At 65.7% G+C, this 22,099-nt stretch carries 20 protein-coding genes; 9 read left to right on the top strand and 11 right to left on the bottom strand.

The features are described from left to right. Positions 1–17: 17 nt before the first annotated feature. From VF167_08160 to VF167_08150, 3 genes are all read right to left on the bottom strand, one after another. Entirely contained in the window at positions 18–512 is a 495-nt protein-coding gene (locus tag VF167_08160; GenBank protein ID HEX6925389.1) for a hypothetical protein, read from the bottom strand. Between the two features lie 265 nt (positions 513–777). Then, positions 778–1,617, bottom strand: coding sequence for a DNA-processing protein DprA (locus VF167_08155; GenBank protein HEX6925388.1), 840 nt, complete (start codon positions 1,615–1,617; stop codon positions 778–780). Positions 1,618–1,820: 203 nt separating this feature from the next. Continuing rightward, positions 1,821–2,126 (bottom strand): hypothetical protein, encoded by a 306-nt coding sequence (locus tag VF167_08150; protein ID HEX6925387.1) that lies wholly within the window; start codon positions 2,124–2,126, stop codon positions 1,821–1,823. 161 nt (positions 2,127–2,287) lie between these two features. Between VF167_08150 and VF167_08145 the strand changes: the two genes are divergently transcribed. Both VF167_08145 and VF167_08140 read left to right on the top strand, forming a co-directional pair. Continuing rightward, the gene (locus tag VF167_08145) at positions 2,288–3,982 is read left to right on the top strand and encodes an N-6 DNA methylase (protein HEX6925386.1); all 1,695 of its coding nucleotides are present in this window, start codon (positions 2,288–2,290) and stop codon (positions 3,980–3,982) included. Continuing rightward, the gene (locus tag VF167_08140; GenBank protein HEX6925385.1) at positions 3,969–4,703 is read left to right on the top strand and encodes a hypothetical protein; all 735 of its coding nucleotides are present in this window, start codon (positions 3,969–3,971) and stop codon (positions 4,701–4,703) included. Before VF167_08145 ends, VF167_08140 begins: the two co-directional genes overlap by 14 nt. 158 nt (positions 4,704–4,861) lie before the next feature. Here VF167_08140 and VF167_08135 read toward each other — a convergent pair whose 3' ends face one another. The 3 genes from VF167_08135 to VF167_08125 form a co-directional block, all read right to left on the bottom strand. Further along, positions 4,862–5,482: a hypothetical protein gene (locus VF167_08135; GenBank protein HEX6925384.1), complete on the bottom strand. Its 621-nt coding sequence runs from the start codon at positions 5,480–5,482 to the stop codon at positions 4,862–4,864. Between the two features lie 514 nt (positions 5,483–5,996). Beyond that, positions 5,997–6,440 (bottom strand): hypothetical protein, encoded by a 444-nt coding sequence (locus VF167_08130; GenBank protein HEX6925383.1) that lies wholly within the window; start codon positions 6,438–6,440, stop codon positions 5,997–5,999. A 237-nt stretch (positions 6,441–6,677) separates the two neighbouring features. Then, positions 6,678–7,145 (bottom strand): hypothetical protein, encoded by a 468-nt coding sequence (locus tag VF167_08125; GenBank protein ID HEX6925382.1) that lies wholly within the window; start codon positions 7,143–7,145, stop codon positions 6,678–6,680. 229 nt (positions 7,146–7,374) lie between these two features. On the opposite strand from VF167_08125, the gene VF167_08120 reads away from it, so the two are divergent. Next, the gene (locus VF167_08120; GenBank protein HEX6925381.1) at positions 7,375–7,845 is read left to right on the top strand and encodes a MerR family transcriptional regulator; all 471 of its coding nucleotides are present in this window, start codon (positions 7,375–7,377) and stop codon (positions 7,843–7,845) included. 280 nt (positions 7,846–8,125) lie between these two features. Then, the gene (locus tag VF167_08115; protein HEX6925380.1) at positions 8,126–9,082 is read left to right on the top strand and encodes an alpha/beta hydrolase; all 957 of its coding nucleotides are present in this window, start codon (positions 8,126–8,128) and stop codon (positions 9,080–9,082) included. Positions 9,083–9,454: 372 nt separating this feature from the next. Here the strand turns inward: VF167_08115 and VF167_08110 are convergent, their stop codons facing one another. Continuing rightward, positions 9,455–11,428 (bottom strand): PKD domain-containing protein, encoded by a 1,974-nt coding sequence (locus VF167_08110; protein HEX6925379.1) that lies wholly within the window; start codon positions 11,426–11,428, stop codon positions 9,455–9,457. A 353-nt stretch (positions 11,429–11,781) separates the two neighbouring features. Then, positions 11,782–12,474 carry a hypothetical protein gene (locus VF167_08105; GenBank protein HEX6925378.1) on the bottom strand — a complete coding sequence of 231 codons (693 nt, stop codon included), beginning with the start codon at positions 12,472–12,474 and terminating at the stop codon, positions 11,782–11,784. Positions 12,475–12,528: 54 nt separating this feature from the next. On the opposite strand from VF167_08105, the gene VF167_08100 reads away from it, so the two are divergent. From VF167_08100 to VF167_08085, 4 genes are all read left to right on the top strand, one after another. Continuing rightward, positions 12,529–12,942, top strand: coding sequence for a metalloregulator ArsR/SmtB family transcription factor (locus tag VF167_08100; GenBank protein ID HEX6925377.1), 414 nt, complete (start codon positions 12,529–12,531; stop codon positions 12,940–12,942). Between the two features lie 37 nt (positions 12,943–12,979). After that, the gene (locus VF167_08095) at positions 12,980–13,504 is read left to right on the top strand and encodes an SRPBCC family protein (protein ID HEX6925376.1); all 525 of its coding nucleotides are present in this window, start codon (positions 12,980–12,982) and stop codon (positions 13,502–13,504) included. A gap of 50 nt (positions 13,505–13,554) precedes the next feature. Then, positions 13,555–14,661 (top strand): CapA family protein, encoded by a 1,107-nt coding sequence (locus VF167_08090; protein ID HEX6925375.1) that lies wholly within the window; start codon positions 13,555–13,557, stop codon positions 14,659–14,661. A gap of 258 nt (positions 14,662–14,919) precedes the next feature. Further along, entirely contained in the window at positions 14,920–16,509 is a 1,590-nt protein-coding gene (locus VF167_08085; protein ID HEX6925374.1) for a S41 family peptidase, read from the top strand. Positions 16,510–16,790: 281 nt separating this feature from the next. On the opposite strand, the gene VF167_08080 is transcribed toward VF167_08085, so the two are convergent. Together VF167_08080 and VF167_08075 are read right to left on the bottom strand one after the other, a co-directional pair. Beyond that, complete coding sequence (locus VF167_08080; GenBank protein ID HEX6925373.1) at positions 16,791–18,536, bottom strand: monovalent cation:proton antiporter-2 (CPA2) family protein; 1,746 nt, start codon at positions 18,534–18,536, stop codon at positions 16,791–16,793. Positions 18,537–18,708: 172 nt separating this feature from the next. Further along, complete coding sequence (locus VF167_08075) at positions 18,709–19,299, bottom strand: helix-turn-helix domain-containing protein (GenBank protein HEX6925372.1); 591 nt, start codon at positions 19,297–19,299, stop codon at positions 18,709–18,711. 115 nt (positions 19,300–19,414) lie between these two features. On the opposite strand from VF167_08075, the gene VF167_08070 reads away from it, so the two are divergent. Beyond that, positions 19,415–20,494 carry an aldo/keto reductase gene (locus tag VF167_08070; GenBank protein ID HEX6925371.1) on the top strand — a complete coding sequence of 360 codons (1,080 nt, stop codon included), beginning with the start codon at positions 19,415–19,417 and terminating at the stop codon, positions 20,492–20,494. A gap of 331 nt (positions 20,495–20,825) precedes the next feature. On the opposite strand, the gene VF167_08065 is transcribed toward VF167_08070, so the two are convergent. Further along, positions 20,826–22,031 (bottom strand): hypothetical protein, encoded by a 1,206-nt coding sequence (locus tag VF167_08065; protein HEX6925370.1) that lies wholly within the window; start codon positions 22,029–22,031, stop codon positions 20,826–20,828. Positions 22,032–22,099 lie beyond the last annotated feature (68 nt).

Raw genomic sequence — 22,099 nt, 5'->3', positions numbered from 1 at the left:
CAGAGCTGGGCATCGCATCAGAAGTCGTAGCGGGGCACCCCCTCCCGTGGCCACCGTTTGTAATCGTGCTCTTCCATCATCCACTCGAAGTAAGGATGGTCCGCCGCGAAGAACGCAGATCCTGGCGGATCGATCATCCGGGCGATCGGCACGATGACAACTCGGTGAGCGCCTGCCTGGATCAAGCTTCCCGCCGCACTGACCGCCTTCGCGCCGGATACCCACAGGTCTTCGACTAGCACCACTCGCGCACCTTCAACTGACCCAACGGGCCGAAAGGCCTCTGGCCGGTAACTCCGGCGAGGGACCTTCACGTTCGGATCGTGCTCAAGCAGCTGCACCAGCTGTCTGCGCCAAGGAACGATCAGGTTGAGGACGTTGCGGAGCGGCTGCTTGTTGAAGGGGACACCGCGGGTGGAGGGGACGACCGTGAAGGCATCCGGCGCCCCGCCGAGAAGCTCCTCAATTCGGGATCGATGATGCAACACCGACAGCATGAGCAGGGCCGCCATCGGCAGCCCGAACTCGGGTCGTGCTCCTTTGTACCCTACGAGACGCGTATACCAGGGGCTCGGGTTCTGCGCTACGGAGAGCGGAACCACGGCGCCGCTGAGCTGCCACGGGGCAGCCCGGAAAATCAAATGGCAAGAGAGGCAGCTAGAGTGTCCGTTGACCGGTCCGAGGCATTCATCACAGACCTGATAAGCCTCGAACCGGGGGATGCTACGGAGCAGGACGCGAATGTTCTCGTATTCTTGTCGGGCGTCCGCCATGCAGCTACGCCACGAGGCTCATAGCGGGGGCAGCCGCGAGGCGCTCAATCACCTCCTCCGGAGAAGAGATCATGATGGCGTGCGTGCCGTAGGCACCCTCGGTCACGTACTTGCGCGCCCAGGCGTGCTCGTTCACGAGCGACTCCAGCAGGAACACCGTTCTGCCGTGCTGCAGTGCCACCCGAGCCTGCATCCGCGCACCTGACGTCTCGCTCGCCTCAATGACGATCGTCGCCAGCGCCAGCCCCGACATGGTGATGTTCCGATTCGGGAACGTCCACCGCGTGGGTTGCTGCGACGGGAAGAACTGGGAGATCAAACACCCTCCAGCGGACATAATAGCGTCGGCGAGCGGGCGATTCTCCGCGGGGTAGATTCGATCGATCCCGGTTCCCATTACCGCGACCGTGCGACCGTCTGCCTCAAGGGCCGCCCAGTGCGCGGCCGTATCGATCCCGGCCGCGAGCCCCGACATGACGCATAGGCCGGCCTCCACCGCTGCACGGCTCATCCGTGCGGCCCGGCGCCTTCCCTCCGAGCTGGCGCGCCTCGCCCCCACAATGGCCACAGAATGGGAGTCGCGGGCCTCGTCAAACTGCCCCTCGATGAAGAGGAGAGGCGGCCGGTTGAAAATCTCGCGCAGCGAGCGAGGGTAGTGATCGTCGAGTACCGAGCGCACATCACGGCCCGCTTGCAGCCAGCGACGAACGTCGCGAATCGAAGCCGTTAGATCCTCTGGCGTCACCGCGCCGATCAGATCGTGTGTCGGCGCGGAGGGCTTGAACAGCCGGTCTTCCTCCGAGAGCTGGGCGAGCGCCACAGCGGATCCGCGATACTCAAGCATCGCGGATAGCCGATAAGGGGTAACGACCTGCTTCCGTAGGAGCGCAACGATAGCGGCCAACTCGTGTTCGCGATGGCCGCGGACTAGATCACGTGGGTGCATGGTGTTCCCTCGTGTCGAATGGCCGAGTTCCGACCCCACCGAAGATATACCGAAGATCAGCCGGCCCGACAAGGCTTACGTTTTGGGGTGTACGCACCGGCTCACAGAGCCGCCCCGTTTTCCCTCCAGGTCGTCAGAAGCCGGCTCACTACCAGAATCGCCCGATCCTCCCTCGTTTCCTCACGAGTGTCGTACCAGCCCAGCCAGGGGATCCGTGCGAGCTCCTGCCCGCCGGCGGTGATCCAGACGGCGTCCGGAGAGTACCCCAGCATGGCCGGCGTTCCTACGGCCGAGAGCTGCTCTAGCAGGAGGTGATGCCGGAGGCGCTCCCGTACGAGTTCGGCGGTCAGCTCAGCCTCTCGAGAGGATAGCGGGAAGCTCATCGCGGCGCCGTGGCGGGTCTGCATCCTGGATCGTCCGTGGGCATGGGTGAAGGAGAAAGATAGTACGCCCGTGCCCCCCCGGACGCTAGGAGCGCAAGGTCTATTGCAGGTTGGGTCGAGGCGCTTAGGTTTGCTTGGCGACGACGGTCTCGTCTTAAGCCGCGGCATGGGCCATTAACGTCTCTGTGCGCCGCGGTCCACTCACTCCAGGTGAGCAAATCCCAGTGTCGGACTCGCAGCGGCAACGGAAGCAACGCGGTGCGTTTTTTACCCCGCCGGAGCTGAGCCGGCACCTAGTTGCATGGGCGGTGCGCACGCCATCTGACAAGGTCCTAGAGCCCTCGTGTGGCGAAGCGAGTTTCCTGATCCCAGCAGGTGAGCGGTTGCAGGAGCTGGCTGGCGGCCGGCCGGTGCATGGCGATCAGCTGCGGGGCATCGAACTGCACGAACCATCTGCTGCTCGCGCACGCGAGCTCCTGGCCGGCGCCGGGCTGCAGGGCTCCGTTATCGCAGGGGACTTCTTCGAGTTTGAAGCTCCCGGATCGTATGATGCGGTCGTGGGCAATCCCCCCTACGTCCGTTACCAATCGTTCACTGGCGAGGCTCGGGTCCGGGCCAGCGAGCGAGCACTGCGTCACGGGGTGCGGCTAACCCGGCTTGCCAGCTCCTGGGCGCCGTTCGTCATTCATGCGAGCGACTTCCTGAAGACTGACGGCCGCATGGCGCTGGTGCTCCCCGCCGAACTCCTGACAGTCAACTACGCTGCCGAGGTACGGCGCTTCCTGCTGAACCGTTTCGGTCGGATCCGGCTGATCTTGTTCGAGGAGCTCGTGTTTCCGGGAGTGCTGGAGGATGTGGTGCTACTCCTCGCCGAGGGGATGGGGCCGGCGCCGCATTTCGAAGTACTGCAGGTGCGAGATGCAGCTGCGCTTGCATCTCTAGACGTCGAAGGCTGGGAACAGTACCAGCCGGACGCCGAAGGAAAGTGGACCCCAGCGCTCCTCGATGACACAGCAGTCGATCTCTATCGCGAGCTGACAAACCGCGAAGAGATTTCACCCCTGCTTGCCTGGGGCGAAACATCGCTGGGGGCTGTGACCGGCAACAACCGCTATTTCAGCCGCACGGGCGAGCAGGTCGCCGCCAGCGGCCTGCCGGAGCGTGACCTGGTGCGGATCTCACCACCGGGCTCACGCCACCTTCGGGGGTTGACCTTCACAGAAAGGGCGTGGCAGGAACTGGTCAGAGCCGGCGCCGCGGGGTACCTGTTCTATCCCCGGAAGAATCCTCTGTCGAAGGCGGCCGCCAATTACGTGGCAGAAGGTGAAGCGGCTGGGGTTCACCTGGCTTACAAGTGCAGGGTGCGAACACCCTGGTACCGCGTGCCTCTCGTCCAGGTGCCGGACCTCCTGCTGACCTACATGGACTATGAGCGGCCCCGCCTGGTTACCAATCAGGCCAGGCTGCGCCACCTGAATTCGCTATACGGCGTCTTCCTGCGGCGCGAGGTGCGACAACTGGGGCAGGACCTGCTGCCGATGGCCGCGATTAACAGTTTCACCATGCTAGGGGCGGAAATGGTCGGTCGTGCGTACGGCGGTGGCATGCTGAAGCTGGAGCCGCGCGAGGCCGACAAGCTCCCTGTGCCCAGTCCGGAGCTCGTGAACGCGTGTGCTACGGAGCTCCGAGCCTTGCGGCCGCAGTTGGCCAAAGCGCTCCGCCAGAATAACCTGGCCGCGGCCGTAAAGCTGGTGGACCGAGTGATCTTGACCAAGGGCATGGGCCTCACCCATCGTGACATACAGGTGATCCGCGGGGCCCGCGAGTTCTTGTTTGCGCGGCGAGCAACCAGGGGCGGAGGAAGCGGTGGCAAGAATTGACGACCTCCTGATCAACGCACTCAACGGCCTTCCACCCAAGCCCGACGACAACGCCCCTCGCCATCTCAAGCAGCAATACTCGCAGAAGGTTTCGGAGGTCGTTGCGCTCGCCGTCGCGGAGGAGCTGCGCCACCGCGGGATGAGAGGAGCGAGGCCCGCGCCCCCTGGCGTTTTGGGGGGTTCGGGGGCGGAGCGTCGAATGAGCGGCGGGATCGGTGCGAAAAAGGTTGATGTGACCTGGGCGACCGAAGAATCCGGCCTGCTGCTCGCCGTATCCATCAAGTCCATCAACTTCAGGGACGGCAGGAGCAACAACTTCCAGAAGAACCTGATCAATCGCCGGGGCGACATGCTGATGGAAGCGGTGACGCTGCACCGGCGGTTCCCCTACGCCGTCATTGCCGGCCTGATCTTCTTGGACAAGGGCGCTCAAACCGACGACACGCTGAAGCGACGTTCGACTTTTCTGAATGCCCACAACCGCCTGCGCATTTTTACAGGGCGCGGCGATCCAGCAGGCCGAGATGAGCAGTTCGAGGTGTTGTACATCCTGCTTCTCGACGCCAGTCCGTTTGGCTCAAGTGTGACAGCATACGAGGTGGGCGACCATTTGACGCCTGTGTCGCTGGAGAGGGTTTTCGATAAGCTGGTGGAGGCTGTCGCTGAGCGGAACCCCGATTTTTATGAGGCGGTGGAGGGTAGCATACGCCGCGCTCAGTAGGCGTGCTGCGTCCTGGTGGTGACTGCAGCGACCTTTGTGGGCGCCCGGCAGTAAAAGGAGCCCCGGCTCAAAATGGCCGGGGCTCCTTTTGTCCTGACCCCTCGCAGCGCCGAGAGGAGCTTCGTTGAGGGTCTTCGTTAAGTTGCCGCTGGCGCTTTTCAGGCGTGCGCCCGAGCGCGGCCTGGATCGTTGAAGGAACTGACTGCGTACGCCGCGCTCGCCCGAGCGACGTTGGTCCAAGCCTGGTTGGCGGGCGGAGCAGAGTGCACCTCTACCTCCGCGCCCAAGCCGAGTTCCCCCTGCCACCGTTGCCTCGCTTTGCTCTCGTCTGCGGCCTCAAAGTACTCACTGTGCACGTCGTAAGCCTGTAGAAACACGTACTTCGAGAGCGGATAGATCGGCGTTGCATATCCAAGGAAGAGGATGAGACGGGTCGCCCAGCGCAGTTTGCGGTTCTCTTCCCTACGAGACATAGCGTCAGCGACTCGCTCTCTCGTGAGGTACAGCGGGTCCTCCCCATCGATGCCTCGCCGGATGTCTCTGAGCAGCGCCACCACATGCCGGACCAGGGACAGTGCGACGGAGCCATGGATGGCGAAGATGACGATGCCGAGAGGGACGAGAAGAAGATAGTCGGATCGGATCAGCATCAACTCCGCACCCAGGATCACGATGGTCAGGACGTACGACTTGAGGCTAGCGTTGAAGGAGCTGAGCGCGTGTCTCGGCAGGTCAAACGCGAGCCGCTCAATCGGCGTCAGATGGACGGCAGCAGACACTAGTCACCTCCTTCTTTAAGGGCCCGCCTAGATTTCTTCAAGCTGAGTGCGGCTCCCACGCAGATCGTGTAGGCGAACTGCAGGAAAAACACCAGCGAACCCACGAACAACAAGGCGTGCACGAGAATTCGGTCGATCATGCCGACCGGAGGGAGGACGGTCAGTATCAGCTCCCACAAGGTCCCCGGCACGATGAGGATCAGAATGGCAAGAAACAGCTGAGTCGTTCCGACGGCTGCGGCTCTGAGCTGGGCCCATCCCCATTTCTCATGTCTGTGGAGAACCTCGACGTCGGCCCAGGACGCGGTCGGACTTTGGGGAGAGTGCGATACCGGGTGTTGCACCTGTTTTGGCCGCGCCCGGCCGGCGCGCTTACCTCTGCTCCGGCGACCCATCAGCCTCGGAGTCTCAATACGATGGCTGGCCGTCTGGAGGTCATCTTACGGTGCATAGCGCGAGTTAGTTCCGCAAGGAGGAAGTATCGACGTACGGAAGCCCAACCTGCAAATCGGCGCTAGGTAGAGCGTCGCACTTCGTGCTCCCGCGCGTGGCACCCGCACTCACACCGGAGCTCGCACAACCGCTTCCAACCGAAGCCCAAGTGGCGCTGTGCGATCGGGAAGCGCCGCCAGGACCAGCACGCGCTGCAGCGCTCGAACGGCGGTTCAACCTGCCAGCAGAATTCGGAGGGGTCGTACCAGTCGCCCAGGCTTCGGCCATGCTCCTGGGCGAGCCGGGTGCGCGCCTCTTCGTCCTCGGCGGCCAGGTAGGCGGAAAGGTTGTCGAACTCGAGCGAGTCGCCCATCTTCGTGGTGTCATTCGTGGTGCCAAACGCACCCTGAAACTGCTGGCGGAAGCGGTCTGGCGTCGAGAAGGAATCTAGGTTTTCAGCGGTCTTGCGCGCGAGCGCGCTGGTTTCGCTATCCTGATAAGCGTGAGGTCGGTGGTTCGAGTCCACCCAGGCCCATCAATAAGAAATCGAGGCGCCATGCCGCATTCGCGGCATGGCGCCTTCTTCGTTTCTGCCGATCAGAGTGCCGGGGGTAACATTTCGGGGTAAAACAACCTGCTGGGACTGGAGACGGCGCGATCGAGCGGCTGTCCCCTTCCGAGCGTGGCGGCGGCGCGGCGTCAGCCGGCGGACCGTCGCTCGTATGCGGCTCGGCCGGCGGCTGGCGGTCTCGGCGCCGGGCCCTCAGACGTGCGCCGCGTGGGAGGACGCGCCACCACGCGCCGGCGCCGCGGCCTCCTCGCGGTACACCCACGCGCCCGCCAGTGCGGCTAGCGGCATCTGCACCACCGTCCCGAGCGTGGTGATCCAGAAGAGGTTGGCGGGCATCACGCCCAGCCCGAACAGGTGGACGTTCGGGATGGCGCAGGCGAGCGCCCAGACGGCGAGCCCGATCCGCAGCGCGGTGCCCGGCCCGGGTCCGAGGCGCGGGCGGGCCACGGCGTACAGCCAGACCATCACGACGCCGAGAACGATGGCCGTCACCAGGTACCCCAGCATGACGGCCTCGCCCGGCGGTTCGAGGCCCAGGCCGGACAGCCACGCCTCCATCGCGGCGCCGCTCAGCGCCTCGACCAGGACCTCGGCCACCAACGCGACCAGCCCCGCCACCACGCCTCCCACGATGACCCGCTTTCCGTTGATCGTGCTCACGGAACACCTCCTGTTTGGGGTGGAAGGAGCGTTCCGGCGCCTCCCGGGCCCGGGCGGCTCGCCTGCCGTGTCGCGCCCTCGCGGCCGTCGTCCTCCGATGAGCCGGCGGCCGCGGCCTCCGCCGCTGGCACGACGGCCCGACTCGTTGTAGGGTTGACGGCACGGGCCCTGATCGGCGCCGTACCCCTACGCTGACACTTCAAGTGGACTTGAAGTCAAGAGGGTTTTTATGGACACGCTCAGCATCGGCGAGGTGGCCAGGCGGGCGGGGCTCCGGCAGTCGGCGATCCGATACTACGAGAGCGTGGGTCTGCTGCCGGAGCCGGAGCGGGCGAGCGGCTGGCGCCGCTACACGGCGGACACAGTCGAGCGGCTCCAGGTGATCCGCGCGGCGCGCGATCTCGGCTTCACGCTCGAAGAGATCCGGACGCTGCTCTACGAGTTCGAGCCGAACACGCCTCCACCGGAACGGTGGCGCGCGCTCGCGGAAGAGAAGCTGCCCGCAATCAATGCTTTGATCAACCGCGCCATGGCGATGAAGCACCTGCTGCTGGCAGGCCTGAGGTGTCAGTGCACGCGCATCGAGCAGTGCTTCCTCGAAGGCTGTGAGCCGAGGCCGCGGTCCAGCGCGAGGTCGTTGCCCATCCTCGCGACGCCGGCGCCGCAGAACAGGGGCGGTTCCCAGACCGCGCAGGGCTGAGGATCGCGCGCGAGTCGCGCGGGGCCGTCCGCCGCGGGTGCGTCGCACCTGGGCGACCTTCCCCGCCCACTCAGGCCTTCCTCCACCGCGCTCCGACCGTTCGGGTCCTTCGGCCACAGGCCGGCTGACAGCACCAGAGTCGGGGTGCCATCCGGATCGCCAGCGGCACGGATTTGTTGGCCAGTGCGGCGCTGCCAGCTATGTTGCTGACCTGCGCCGCCATCGCTGCTCCGGCGTGCCGGCCTTCGTGTCTGCCACCATCCCACCTCCACGGACGCCAATGAATCCGAACAGAACCGTGGCCCTAGCCTCCAGCCTCGTCTGCGCCGCGTTCACCGTCGCGCTCGCGACTTCGGCACTCGCGCAGGACGGCACGATCTACCCGCTCGATGCCCCGCCGGAACCGAACGCCATTCCGCTCAACACAGGTGGCGTCGAGGGGCAGACCGCCCCGGAAAGCTGGTTCCGGCAGTGGGGTGATCCGATGGTGCGGAACGTGTCCGCCGCAACCCTGACCCCCTTCCTACCCGAGCCGGGCCGGGCGAATGGCGCTGCCGTGATCGTGGCGCCGGGTGGCGGATTCAGGTGGCTGTCGATGGGGAACGAGGGATGGGAGGTGGCGGAGGCGCTCAGGGCGCGCGGTATCGCCGCTTTCGTGCTCAAATACCGCCTGAACCCCACGCCCGAGTCGCTCGATGACTTCAGAGCAACGATGAATCCGAATCCGGGCCCGGGGGGGAACCCCTCCGCCGCTCCGCAGGGGGGAGCTCCGACGCCTCCGCCGCGCCGGGATCTTTCAAACCAGTTGGAGGATGCCGAGGCCGCCTACGCGATGATCGTCGACCGGGCGGAAGAGTGGGGCGTCGATACCGACCGGATCGGGATGATCGGCTTCTCCGCCGGCGCCGGCCTGACCATGCACGCTACGCTGAACTCGAAGAAAATGAAGCTCGCCTTCATCGGACCCATCTACGGCGGAATGGGGCCCGTCGAGGTGCCGGCGGATGCTCCGCCGATGTTCAACGTGATCGCCTCCGACGACTTCCTCTTCCGGGGCCAGTTCGGCGTGGTCGAGTCGTGGTACAAGGCGGGCCGTCCCGTGGAGTTCCACCTCTATCAGAATGGCGGCCACGGATTCGGCCTCGGGAATCCGGATCGCACCAGCAATCGCTGGTTCGACGCGTTCATGCATTGGCTCGAGGTGAATGACTTTCTCGACGCGGCAGCGGGGGATTGAGGAGTCGCATCCTGGACGGTGTGCCTGATGAAGTCGTTTCTCCCCCGGTCCTCCCTCCGCACCACTGGCCGACGGGTGTGGGGTGCGGGGGTGCACATGAAATGAGCCCAGGAAACCCGAAGACGTGCCCCAGCAGCGCCAACCTTCCAAGGAGGAAGCCAGCAGGACCGCCATTCCTTTGAGTTCCCTGGAACCGGATCACCGATTTCGCTTGCTGGAGGCGCGAGGTCGGTGCTTCGGGTCCACCCGGGGCCCATCAATGATAAAGCCCAGGCATTGCCTGGGCTTTCGCTTTTTTTGGCGGAGGTGTAAGTGGGTGGTGGGGAGGCGGCGTGCTGACTCGGTCGCCTCGAGAAACGGTACCCGGCTTGCTCAGGTTCCATTTCCTGCGCCGGCCGTCTGCGGCGCTTCGACCTGGAAGCTCATCCGCACCTCCGGGGCAGGGAAGTACCTCCAGTTCCCGGCCTGATTGGCCGCAACGGTGCAGGTGCCCGGGGCATCCGCCGAGACCATCCCCTCGGAGACCGTGCATACCTCGGGAGTGAGGCTGGTGAGCTCCACGGGGTTGCCGGATGCACCGCCCTCGGCGGCGATGGGATAGCTGCCGCCCACGTAGGCCATGGGCGGCAGAGACGTGAACACGATGCGCTGCTCCGAGCGCCCCTCACCGTCCTTGTTCCTCCCCCAGCATTCGAAGGCGTGGTCGCTCCGGACCGCGCAGTTGAAGTAGCTTCCGCCGCTCAGCTGGCGATAGGTGCCCACCGAGGCGGTCTGTGTGGCCGGTGCCTGACCCCAGCCGTTGCCGCCCCAGCATTCCACTACGCCGTCGTCCCGCAAGCCGCAGGTATGCGTGGCGCCGGCTTCCACCGCGACGAAGCGTCCCGTGGTCGCGCTGCGGGTGGGCGGCGCCTGACCGAACTGATTCAGATACCAGCACTCGACGACCCCGTCGTCCCGCAGGGCGCAGGTGTGGTTCTGCCCCGCCGCGACCTGCACGAACTTGCCGCTGGTCGGCTGCCGCACCGACCTGTGCCATCCCCAGCAATCGACCGCGCCATCGGTTCTCACCGCGCACGCATGCCGGTTGCCGAATGCGAGCTGGGTGTAATAGCCCCTGTGCTGCCCTACAGCAAAAAGCCACCATTCGGTGGAAGAACCCCAGCACTCCCTGTCGCCGTCATCCCGTAGTGCGCAGCTGTGGAACTCTCCGACGTCGACTTGTGTGAAGACTCCGGTCCTGGCGGTCCTGAGCGCCGGGGCCCGTCCATCGACATTGTTGCCCCAGCATTCCACTGCGCCGTCGTCGCGCAGGGCGCAGGTGTGGTCCTTGTGGGCGGCCACCTGCACGAAGCGTCCAACGGATGCCCGTTTTTCGGCTGGAGCCTCCCCATAATCGGATCGCCCCCAGCAGTTGACGACTCCGCTTGCGCGCACCGCGCAGGCGTAGCCGTCGCCCGTGCTCACCTGCGACACGGCATACGGCTCAGAGCTGCTGATGCTGACCGGCGCCGTGGCGGTCACGGTATTGCCCATCGCATCGGTGACTTCGAACCGAGCGGTATAGCTGCCGGGAGACTCGTAGGTATGTCCAGCTCTCGGACCAACCCCGGTGTGCCCATCCCCGAAATCCCAGGTGTAATCCAACGCGAGATCGTACTCCGAGGCGGTCTCGGCGGTCCCGACGAGCTGGACCATGGTGCCGGCGGCCGCGCTGTACGGTCCCCCCGCACCGGCGGAGAGAACCCCATCGGCGGTGGGTCGAACGATGACGGTGTACATGTCGTCGCTGCCGTCTGTCCTGTTCGGTCCCAGCACGATGCGCGCTTTCGCAGGGTAGACCTTCGCGTAGAGCAGGTGACCGGATCGCTCCCCGGGGCTGTTGCCGTACTGCTTGGGGATGTAAAGGTTATCCCGAACCGGCTTGAAGCCGGCAATCTCCTCGAGCCACGGTCTATCGAATCCCGGGTCCACGGTGAGGAAGACCACCGCTTCCCGATCAATGCGGAAGGAGAGCAGGGCGGGGTCGTCTAAGGTGCGGTCTTGTTGTCGTGTCCGGACGTAGGTGGCGCCCTGGAGGAAGCGGGGAACGTTGTCGTAGACCCAGGGGCGATCGATGTAGGCCTTTGCACTGTCCGCAAGCCCCGTCGCAACCACGTATCTGTAGCCGGACGCGGTTTGTACGTCGGTAATGTTCACGGTGAGTGCGTTCGCGACCGTGCGATTCTCGCCCGAAGCCTCGGGGTCCAACTGGGGATCGGAGATGGAGTTGTCGGAGCAGGCACTGCTTCCCGCAACCGCCAGAATGCACAGTGCCGCCCTGCAGAACCGCGCGAAGATCGTAGGCATGAGCCGGACCGGGTGGAAGGAAGGTGGGAAGGGCGTCCGAGGATTCCTGGATCCGCGCCGCGCGCACCGAACGGCGCCCGCAATCTGATGACGGATTGGAGTATTATAGCGTCACATTCTGACGCTGAACGACGTCGTCGCGATCCGCAGAGCCGCCTGCCTTTTTTCCTGCCACGTGCCAGCAAGTCTTTTCCAAGTCCTCGCAGTCCCTTACTGCGAAAGCCCAGGCATTGCCTGGGCTTTCGTTATGAGCGCATCAGAGGCGGGGTGTGACTACCTAGCGGCTGGTGCTGTGTCGATCGCCCCAGGGTAGGGTAGCCGCGTGCTTCGGTCCATTTTCCCGCGCTGGCCGTCTACGGCGCCTCGACCTGGAAGCTGACCCGCACCTCCGGGGCAGGGAAGTACCTCCAGTTCCCGGCCTGATTGGCCGCAACGGTGCAGGTGCCCGGGGCATCCGCCGAGACCATCCCCTCGGAGACCGTGCACACCTCCGGAGTGAGGCTCCTGAAGTTCAGGGGATTCCCGGACCCGCCGCCGGTGGCGGCGATGGGATAGCTGCTGCCCACGAGGCTCGGATCCAGCGGCAGGGTGGTGAACACGATGCGCTGCTCGGAGCGGGCCTCGCGGTCCCGGTTCTTCCCCCAGCATTCCAGGGCGTGGTCGCTCCGGACCGCACAGTTGAAGTAGTAGCCGCCGCTCAGCTGGCGGTAGGTGCCCACCGAGGCGGTCTGTGTGGCCGGTGCCTGTCCCCAGCCGTTGCCGCCCCAGCATTCCGCTACGCCGTCGTCCCGCAAGCCGCAGGTATGCCAGGCGCCGGCTTCCACCGCGACGAAGCGTCCCCTGCTCGCGCTGCGGGTGGGCGGCGCCTGACCGAATTGATTCAGATACCAGCACTCGACGACCCCGTCGTCCCGCAGTGCGCAGGTGTGGTTTTGCCCCGCCGTGACCTGCACGAACTTACCGCTGGTCGGCTTCCGCAGCGACCTGTGCCATCCCCGGCACAGCACCGCGCCGTCAGTTCCATTCTCGACAAAAGCACTTGACATCCATAACTCAATAGTTATCATAACCGTCAGGTTACATCATCTCTGAAAGACCCCATGCCCGTCTCCGAACAACTCGATCTGACTTTTGCGGCGCTGGCCCATCCGACCCGGCGGGCCATCCTGGCCAGGCTCGCTCGAGGTGAAGCCACGGTGGCGGAGCTGGCGGCGCCTTTCAACATGAGCCAGCCGGCGATCTCGAAGCACCTGAAGGTACTGGAGACCGCCGGGCTGATCTCCGCCGGAAAGGTCGGCAATACCAGGCCGCGCAGGCTCGAGGCTCGCCCGCTGCGGGAGGTCGCCGCCTGGCTCGAGAACTACAGGCAGATCTGGGAGAGCCGGTACGAGGCTCTCGACAAGCTGCTCGAAGAGATGCAGGCCAGGCCTCACAATGCTCACAAAGCTAGGCCGCCTCACCAGGCGGAGCGGCAGAAAGCGAACACGCCGCCAACGAAGCGCAAGCGCCGCTAATCCCGATCGCCGGAACCCCCAGAAAAAGGAGAGCACCGTGGCTACCAAGGAGAAATTTACCGCCGTGGTCACGCTGCCGAGCGACATGGAAGTCCGCGTCGCGCGCAGCTTCCACGCCCCCCGCACGCTGGTCTGGCAGGCCCACACAGTGCCCGAGCTGATGCGACGGTGGCTCGGTTATCCCGGCTGGTCGATGCCGGTGTGCGAGATGGACGTCCGGCCCGGCGGCAAGTTTCGCTGGCGTTGGCGCTCGGATGAGAATGGCCAGGAGTTCGGCTTTTTCGGCACCTTCGCCGAAGTCCACGAGCCGGAGAAGCTCTCGTACGACCAGTACTACGATCCCGGAGACTTCGCGCTGCCCGAGGGCAACATGTCGGCGGATCAACCGACCAGGATCCGCTCCACCTTCAGCGAGAAGGATGGCGTCACTACGCTGGTCACGGTGATGGCCTACGGCTCGAAGGAAGCACGCGACGCGGCCGTTTCCACGGGCATGACCGACGGCATGGAGCTCAGCTATCAGCGGCTCGACGCGCTCTTCGCCAGCGAACTGGGGGAGTAGGATGGCGCAGTCGGACCACACGCGCCGGCCAATGATCACTGTCGCCCGCGATGCCTGACGACCGTGTACGGGTCTTCCTCGCGGGGGATGTGATGACGGGTCGCGGGGTGGACCAGATCCTGGCCCACCCGGGCGACCCGCGTCTCTACGAGGCCTGGGTGAAGTCGGCGATCCGCTACGTCGAGCTGGCGGAGCAGGCGCATGGCCCCATTCCCCGGGGTGTCCAGCCCGGATACGTCTGGGGCGACGCCCTCGAGATCCTCGACGGGCCGACGGTCGACGTCCGCATCGTCAACCTGGAGACCGCGATTACCGACCGGGGCGATCCCTGGCCGGACAAGGGGATCCACTACCGGATGCACCCCGGGAACGCCGACGTGCTCACCGCGGCCCGCATCGATTGCTGCGTGCTGGCCAACAATCACGTGCTCGACTGGTCATTCCCGGGGCTGGAGCGGACGCTGGAGACCCTGCACGCGTCCGGGATCGCGACCGCCGGCGCCGGCCATGACATCCGGGAGGCGCGAGCGCCCGCGGTGGTCGAGACGGGCACCGGTCGCAGGGTCGTGGCGGCGGGCGTGGGCATGCCGTCGAGCGGGATTCCGACCATGTGGGCGGCCGGCGAGGACGAGGCCGGAGTGTGGCTGCTCCCGTCCCTCACCGACTCTCTCGTGGAGCAGGTCGGCGCCGTGCTCGAGACGCTAAGGCGGCCCGGCGACGTCACGGTGGTCTCGATCCACTGGGGCCCCAACTGGGGCTACCACATCCCCCGCAGCCATCGGCGGTTCGCCCAGGCCCTGATCGATACGGTGGGAGTGGACATCGTTCATGGGCACTCCTCCCACCACCCGATCGGGGTGGAGATCTACCGGGGCAAGCTGATCCTCTACGGGTGCGGCGACCTGATCAACGACTACGAGGGGATCGGCGGCGAGGAGAAATTCCGCCCTGACCTGGGAGGGATGTACCTGGTGACGATGGGTGCCGACGGCCTGGAGGAGCTCACTATCGTCCCCACCCGGCTGCGCCGATTCCGCCTGGAACGGGCGGGAAGGGAGGACGCGGCCTGGCTGGCCCGGACCCTGACCATGGCCAGCCGCCGGTTCGGCACCCGGTTCGAGGTCGACGGCGAGGGGATGCTGCGCGTCCACTGGTGATCGGGCTGACGCTATGGCTTTCCGGCTAACCCTCACCGGCGTTGGTGCCATGGCCTCACCCAGGCCACATTTCGCGGTGTGGCACTTTCCATTTTCTGCCTACTTGGATCATTGGGCAACTTGATGCGGCAAAAATTGCATAATGCTCGCAGGGCCTGAACAATGCTGCAACGAGCGCGCAGCCCCGTGCTGCTTCGCTGCTGACCCCTTCTTCGAGTCAATCGGCGCGGCTCAGCCGCGCCGTCAGAATCGAGCAGGATGACCAGAGGTTCGAGAGTCCGCTTTGCGCTCCTCAGTGCCGGCGCGGCCCTGGTAGCTGGCGTGCTCGGCACGCTGCTCGTCAGCGCTCGGCTCGAGAAGCGAACCGAGCAGGCACCGACGTCGGAGGCCAGCAAGTTACTCGATGAAGTCGTCGCCCGGCTCTCCGCCGCACACGATATTCCGCGGGATTCCCTTTACCTGTGGGCGGCCAGGGCTCTCGTCGAGAATTCTGGCGATCCGTACGCGCAGCTCATGGATCCGGAGGAGTACCAGGACTTCGCCGCCTCCACGGGAGGCGCCTTCGGCGGCATAGGAAGCTCGGTCGATCTGCGCGAAGGCTTTCCGACCTTGGTGGAGCCTGTGGCCGGCTCACCTGCAGAGAGGGCCGGCCTTCAGCGCGGTGATCAGATCGTCGAGATCGATGGACAGAGTACCGACGGCTGGTCGATCGATGAGGTTGTCGACGCCCTGCGTGGACCCGTTGGTGAGAGTGTCACGCTGCGGATCAGGCGCGACGGAGTGGCGCTGCCACAGCCGTTTGAGGTCGTTCGCGCGAGCGTGAGCGTGCCGTCGGTGATCCACGCGTATCGCACGGAGGAGGGGATCGGCGTCATTCAGCTCAGCAGCTTCGGCCACCGTGCCGCGTTCGAGTTCGAGGCCGCGCTCAGCCATCTTGAAAGCGAGGGTGACCTCGAGGGTCTCGTGCTCGATCTCCGGGGCAACCCTGGTGGCCTGCTCGAGGAAGCGCTGGCAGTCGCCGACCTGTTCCTTCCGACGGGAGAGGTTCTGACCATCAGCACTGGTGTCGGAGGGGGCGTCAACTCTGAGTACCGCGCGAGGGACGAGGAGGACAACGCCGCGCTACCGATCGCGGTTTTGGTCGACGGGCACACCGCCAGTGCAGCAGAGGTTCTGGCCGGAGCCCTGCAGGATCACGACCGCGCGGTCGTCGTCGGTGAACCGACCTTCGGCAAGGGGAGCGTGCAGTCCATCTTTTCCCTGCCTGGTGGGTACCGGCTCAAAGTGACCACCGCGCGCTGGTACACGCCGGAGGGTCGTGGCCTGGACCGGTTTCATGGCGCTTTCGGAGGTACCGTCATCGAGACAGGTGATCGTGCCCCCTCGCTTTCGCTGGACACGGGTGCGCAGGCGGATGGATCCGGAGGAATTCAGCCCGATGTGGAGGTCGCCGACTCGGTCGTGGCGGTGCGAAAGAGGGCCGCGGCGCAGCTCAAGAACGAGGAATCGGGAAAGCCGTTCCGCGATCTGATCTTTGCGTATGCACGCAGGCTTGCGCGCGACTCCTCACTGACGGCCGGAGCTCCCCCGCCGCGCGATGCAATTGATGCCCTGATCGCGGAGGCGCGGAGAAGCGATCTGCTTCGGGTGACCCCGAACCTGCCGGTTCTGCGAGAATATCTCAGCTTCGAGCTCGGGTACCAGACCGCCCAGCTTCGTGGCGGCTCGGCCCTCGCGCGGCGGTTCTCCGACGCTCACGACATGCAGGTGCGGACAGCGATCGAGCTGATTCGCGCGTCGTCGAGCTCTCGCGAGCGGATGAACATCGCCAGCGCGGGGGGAGATTGACGCAGCGCGAGAGGAACGGGATGTAGTCGAGCGCGGGCTGGCGGCCAAAGCCAGGTGCCAGATTTCACCCCCCGCCCCCCGCTCAGCGGGGCCGATCCGCAGGATGCAGTCCACAAGTAGTTTCCCGGCCTACCTACCGGCACAACTGGGGTCCGACACGGGGCAGTGGACGCTCAGACTGACTGGAGCGGCGTCAATGCCCGCTTGCGCGTGCTGGTCTCCATCGGCGAGGGCGTGGCCGGCGGCCCGGACAACTCGCGCCACCGATTTCTGACCAACTTCTAGCTTCTAGCTTCTATCTTCTCACCAATCGCCTCCCCCGCCGGCGCCACGTGCGGACGCATGTCGCCCAACCGCGCGTAGGCCCTCTGGCGGAAGGTGTCGAGCAGCACGCGGGCCTGGCTGCGCTCGTCGCCGAGGAGCACCAGCAGTTCCTCGCCGAGCTGCAGGCTGCCCTCGATCAGCTCCGGGATCGCATGGGTTGCCCCGGCCTTGATCAGGACCTCGCACTGCTCCACGCTCTGCGCCCGGACGAGGATGGGGAGGTCGGCCCGGATGTGACGCAGCGCGTGCACCGCGCGTTCAGCGCCCCTGGGGTCGTCGACGGTTATGACCGCTACGCGCGCCTTCTTCGCGCCGGCGGCCTCCAGCACCTCGTCTCGCCCGGCATCGCCGAAGTAGACGGCATGCCCCTGCGAGCGCTCCGCCGCCACCGTCTCCGCATTCCGGTCCACCGCCACGTAGGGGATCCGTCCCGCGTCCAGGAGCCGGGCGACGGTGCGTCCGACGCGTCCGTAACCGGCGATGAGCACGTGACCCTCCAAGTCCGCCGCCTCCTCGAGCATGTTGGCGCCCGGCACGCCGATGGGTGAGAGGCGCTGCTCGAGCGTGCGGCCGACGAACATCAGCCCCGGGGTCACGGCCATGCTGAGGCCGACGGTGAGCGTCAGGAGCTGCGCGGTGCTGTCGGGAAGCGCGCCGGCGGCAACGGCCAGGGTGAAGAGCACGAAGGCGAACTCGCCTCCCTGCGAGAGCACAAGGCCGGCCCGGAGCGAAGCACCCCACGCGAACCCGAAGGCGCGACAGAGGGCGGCCAGGATGCCGAACTTCACCAGCACCAGAGCAGTGACCAACGCCAGGACGGTGGGGGCGTTTTGCAGGGCGAGTCGGATGTCCAGCGACATGCCCACCACCATGAAGAACAGGGCGAGCAGGATGCCCTTGAACGGCTCGATGTCCGCTTCCACCTGGTGGACGTACTCCGTCTCCGCGATCAGGAGTCCGGCCAGGAAGGCGCCCATTCCCATCGACAGCCCCGCCTCCTGCGTCATCCAGCCGATGCCGAGCACCAGGAGCAGGGTGATCCCCGTGAACAGCTCACCGCTCCTCTCCCGCGCGACGGTGTGAAAGATGGGTCGGAGCAGGATGCGCCCGAGGACGGTGAGGCCGACGACGAAGGCGACGCCCTTGAGCAACGCGACGCCGAGCGCCGTCGCTACGTTGGCATCCTCCTGCCCCAGGAGTGGGACCAGTGCGAGCAGGGGGACGACGGCCAGGTCCTGAAAGAGGAGCACGCCGAAGGCGGCCCGTCCGTGGGGCGCAGACAGGTCTCCGCGCTCGGCCATCATCTGAAGAACGATGGCGGAGGAGGAGAGAGCGAGCCCGCCGCCCAGGACCACGGCGGCGCCGTTTTCCATGCCGAGCGTCCGGGCGACCACCCACACGACCACGGCGGTGATGAGGACCTGCGCGCCGCCGAGGCCGAACACCAGGCGCCGGAGCGCCATCAGCCGCTCGAAGGAGAGCTCGAGCCCGATGCCGAAGAGCAGGAACACGACGCCGAACTCGCCCAGGATGGCCATGCGTTCGACCTCGTGGACCAGGGAGAGCCCGTAGGGGCCCACGATCATCCCCGCGATGAGGTAGCCGAGCACCGATCCGGCTCGGACCCGGCGGAAGATCATCACGATGCCGATGGCGAAGGCCAGGAGGACGAGAATGTCGCGAAGGTGCGAGGTATCGTGCATGGAGGCTCTGCTCGAGAAAACGCCGGCGGCCAGGACGGGCCGCGGAAGGTGCGGTAGGCGTTCTGCGCCGGGCACGCGGCGCGCCCGGCCGCACATTTTAGTGGACCTTCAGGCGAGCGCAAACTCTGAAGTCACCCCCAATTGTCTGGCCCGCAAAGCCCGCCGCGGGCACTCAAACCCGCAGCCCATCCACCAGCAGCCCTACCATTCGGCGCGCCTCGTCTACCGCTCCCTCGCTTGCGGGCGACGCCAGCCTGAGGAGGGCCATCAGGAGCTCGCCCGCATCCACACTCCTGTGAATCGCGCCGGCCGCGGCAGCCGCGTCGAGTAGCTGCCGCAGCACTGGAGTGAGCCGATCCAGGACGTATTCGGGGAGGGAGCGCAAAGCCGCATCTCCCGAGTGTAGGGCGGTGCCCAGCCCACGCTTAGTCGCGGTGAGATCCACGAGCTTCTGCGCCCAGGCAGCCAGCGCCTCGCCCGGGGGGTGCTGTTCCGCAGCGGCCGATGCGTACTCCACGCAGGCGTCCACCTCCCGCTGGATGATCGCCTTGATCATGTCGGAGCGCAGCGGAAAATGGCGGTAGAGCGTTCCCACACCGACCCCCGCCTCCGCTGCGATGGTCCGCATCGGGACATCCACGCCCATCTCTGCGAACAACCGCTTTGCCGCCTCCAGGATCGCGTCCACATTGCGCCGCGCATCCGCTCGCAGCGGTCGCGTGACCACGTCCGTCGATTCCCTGTTTGCTTCCTGTTTCCCCATACCAGGAGGTTCTCCTTGACAAAGCGGAACATTGTTCCGTATAAATGGACGGTGGTTCCGTTTTATATTCTAAACGACTGGTCGAAACGCGGCCAGGGCGCCGGGAGAAAAGAACATGCGCTATCGCCCGCTCGGTCGGACAGGTATCCAGGTGAGTGCTTACGGCCTGGGAGCGATGATGTTCGGGAGGCTGGCCAACGCGGATCATGACGAATGCATCCGCATCATCCACAAGGCCCTAGATTTCGGGATCAACTTCGTCGACACCGCGGACGCGTACTCTCGTGGTGAGTCGGAGGTGATCGTCGGCAAGGCGCTGAAGGGGCGGCGGGACAGCATCGTGCTCGCCACCAAGGCGGCTATGCCGATGGGGGACGATCCCAATCAGCGAGGAAGCTCGCGGCGCTGGCTTGCGCGTGCGCTGGACGACTCATTGCGGCGGCTTCAGACGGACTACATCGACCTCTACCAGATCCACCGTCCCACGCCGGATACCGACATCGAGGAGACGCTTGCGGCCCTCACCGACTTCATACGGGAGGGGAAAGTCCGCGCGATCGGGTCGTCTACCTTTCCCGCATCGGATACGGTCGAGGCCCAGTGGGTGGCCGAGCGCCGGGCACTGGCCCGGTTTCGAGTCGAACAGCCTCCGTATTCCATCCTCAATCGCGGCCTCGAGCGGGAGGTGCTCCCCGTCTGCCAGCGCTACGGCATGGGGGTAATCACGTGGAGCCCGTTGGCCAAGGGGATGTTGACCGGGAAATATCGAAAGGGCGAACCGCGGCCAGACACGCTGCGCGCGAGGTTTTTCCCCAACGCCCTCTCCGACGAGCGAAGCCTGGACGTGGTGGAGCAGCTGATCCCGCTGGCGGAGAGTGCAGGCACCTCGTTGATGCACCTGGCGCTGGCATTCGTGGTCGCGCATCCGGCGGTCAGCGCCGCCATCATCGGACCGCGCACGGTGGAGCATCTCGATGGACTCCTCGCCGGCGCCGAAGTGGTGCTGGACGACGAGATTCTCGACCGGATCGACGAGATCGTCCCTCCCGGCGCCGACGTGGCACCGCTCGAGGGCGCGGCGTACCTGCCGCCGCCGCTCACGCAGCCGTTGTTGCGCCGGCGTCCACTCGCCGAGCGCCCCGCCGCCTCGGCCCTTGCTGCTCCGCTGGCCGTGTACCCCGGCTCGCAGGTTTGAGGATAAGCCCCGGTGCGGCGCAGCCGCACCGGGCTATGAAACGCAGAAGGGTCGCGGACGATTTCGCGGAGGGCACGGAGGAACTGAGTGACAACGTGACGGATTGTCCTCTCAACCGAGGGGAAAATCGACTTCTGGAGAACCGCCGCCACCAAATCCATGGTGTTTGAGGCGAACCTACCAGCGGCCTCCGTGCGCCCTCTGCGCAATCCTCAGTGACCCTCTGCATTCCGCCGTTCTGGAGCGCGCGCACATTCGAAAAGGCCTGAGGGGCCACTCCCTCTGAACAGCGCTCCTATTGGCCGTCCAGAGGAGAGCAACCGTCGTGACCTCAGTCCGTCACCCGTCCCAGACCGAACTGATCCCCGACCTTGACGATCTTGCCGTCGCGCAGGAAGGCCTCGACCATCTTTTCGCTCTGTACGATCACGCCGTGCTCGTCCGTCAGGTGCGTGACGACCTGCCGCGTCGCCACGTCGATCACCTCCCCGGTCGACGGATAGGCATATCGGCCGTCCATGCTGAAGGTGATCCACCCCGGCTGTGCCCTCAGCTTGATGCTGTCGACGTACCGCGGCGGCATGACGGTGTTGTCGTAGATGTGGACGCGCTCGTTTGCCCCGTCGACCACCCAGACTTCCATCTCATCGGGGGTCAGGCCGACGCCGTGACTATAGACGCCGTGCCGCAGCGGTGTCTTCGCCTCGAATCCCTGCTCCGTGACATCGATACGATGCAGGAACTCTCCCGTCCGCAGGTCTCCGATCTCGAAGCCCAGCAGGCCGTTCACGTTCGCGTACACGAGCGTCTGCGATCCGTTGATGGTGAATGGGCGGATCGGAGCGCTGAAGGGGCCGACCTGACGGATGACCGTGTGCGTCCGGGGATCCACGACCCCGAGGGTCGGCGAGCGGAGGCCCGCCAGGTACACCCGTGTGCCGTCCAGTGAGTAGATGGTGTTGTGTGCCCCCGAGTTGCCGCTGAAGAGCTGCGTGATCACCTCTCCCGTTTCCGCATCCACGACATTCCAGTGCTCCCCCTCGAGGCTGGGGGCGTAGATCAGCGTGCCATCGGGCGAGATGGCGATGCGGTCGACGCCACCCTCGTACTCGTGCTCCCAGACGACGCGCTCCGTACCCACGTCGATGCGCTGCATCGTCTCGAGGTTGCTGATGTAGACGCTGTTCGTCGCCACGCTGGCGGCGATTCCCTTCACGTTGGAAGGCTGACCCGGGGGAGTCATCGAGGGGAAGGTGGCCTCCTTGCGCAGCAACCCGGCGACCGGGATCCGCTTGACGAAGCGGTGATCGTTCTCGATGTCGAAAACCAGCAGGCCGTGACCGCCAAACTCGAGGTATCTACGGACGCCCGGTACCGCGACGTAGAGGTAGTGCTGTTCGGCGCCCGCAACCTGCTCGGTCGCTTCGGCACTCCGCGGCTCATCTCCCGGTGCGCATGCGGCAGACGCGACTAGGACAACCGCGAGCTGCGCCGCATGGATCAGGACGCCGAACGAGCTGGATTTCGCCTTGATCATCGGCCTCGTCTTCTGGAGGGGTAACAGGGGCAGTAGTGGGTCGTTTCGCCCGGGCTGATGTCCTTCCG

The sequence above is a fragment of the Longimicrobiaceae bacterium genome (genome assembly GCA_036375715.1).
Classification (GTDB): Bacteria; Gemmatimonadota; Gemmatimonadetes; order Longimicrobiales; family Longimicrobiaceae; genus DASVBS01.
This window is presented reverse-complemented; position numbering and strand designations above follow the sequence as displayed.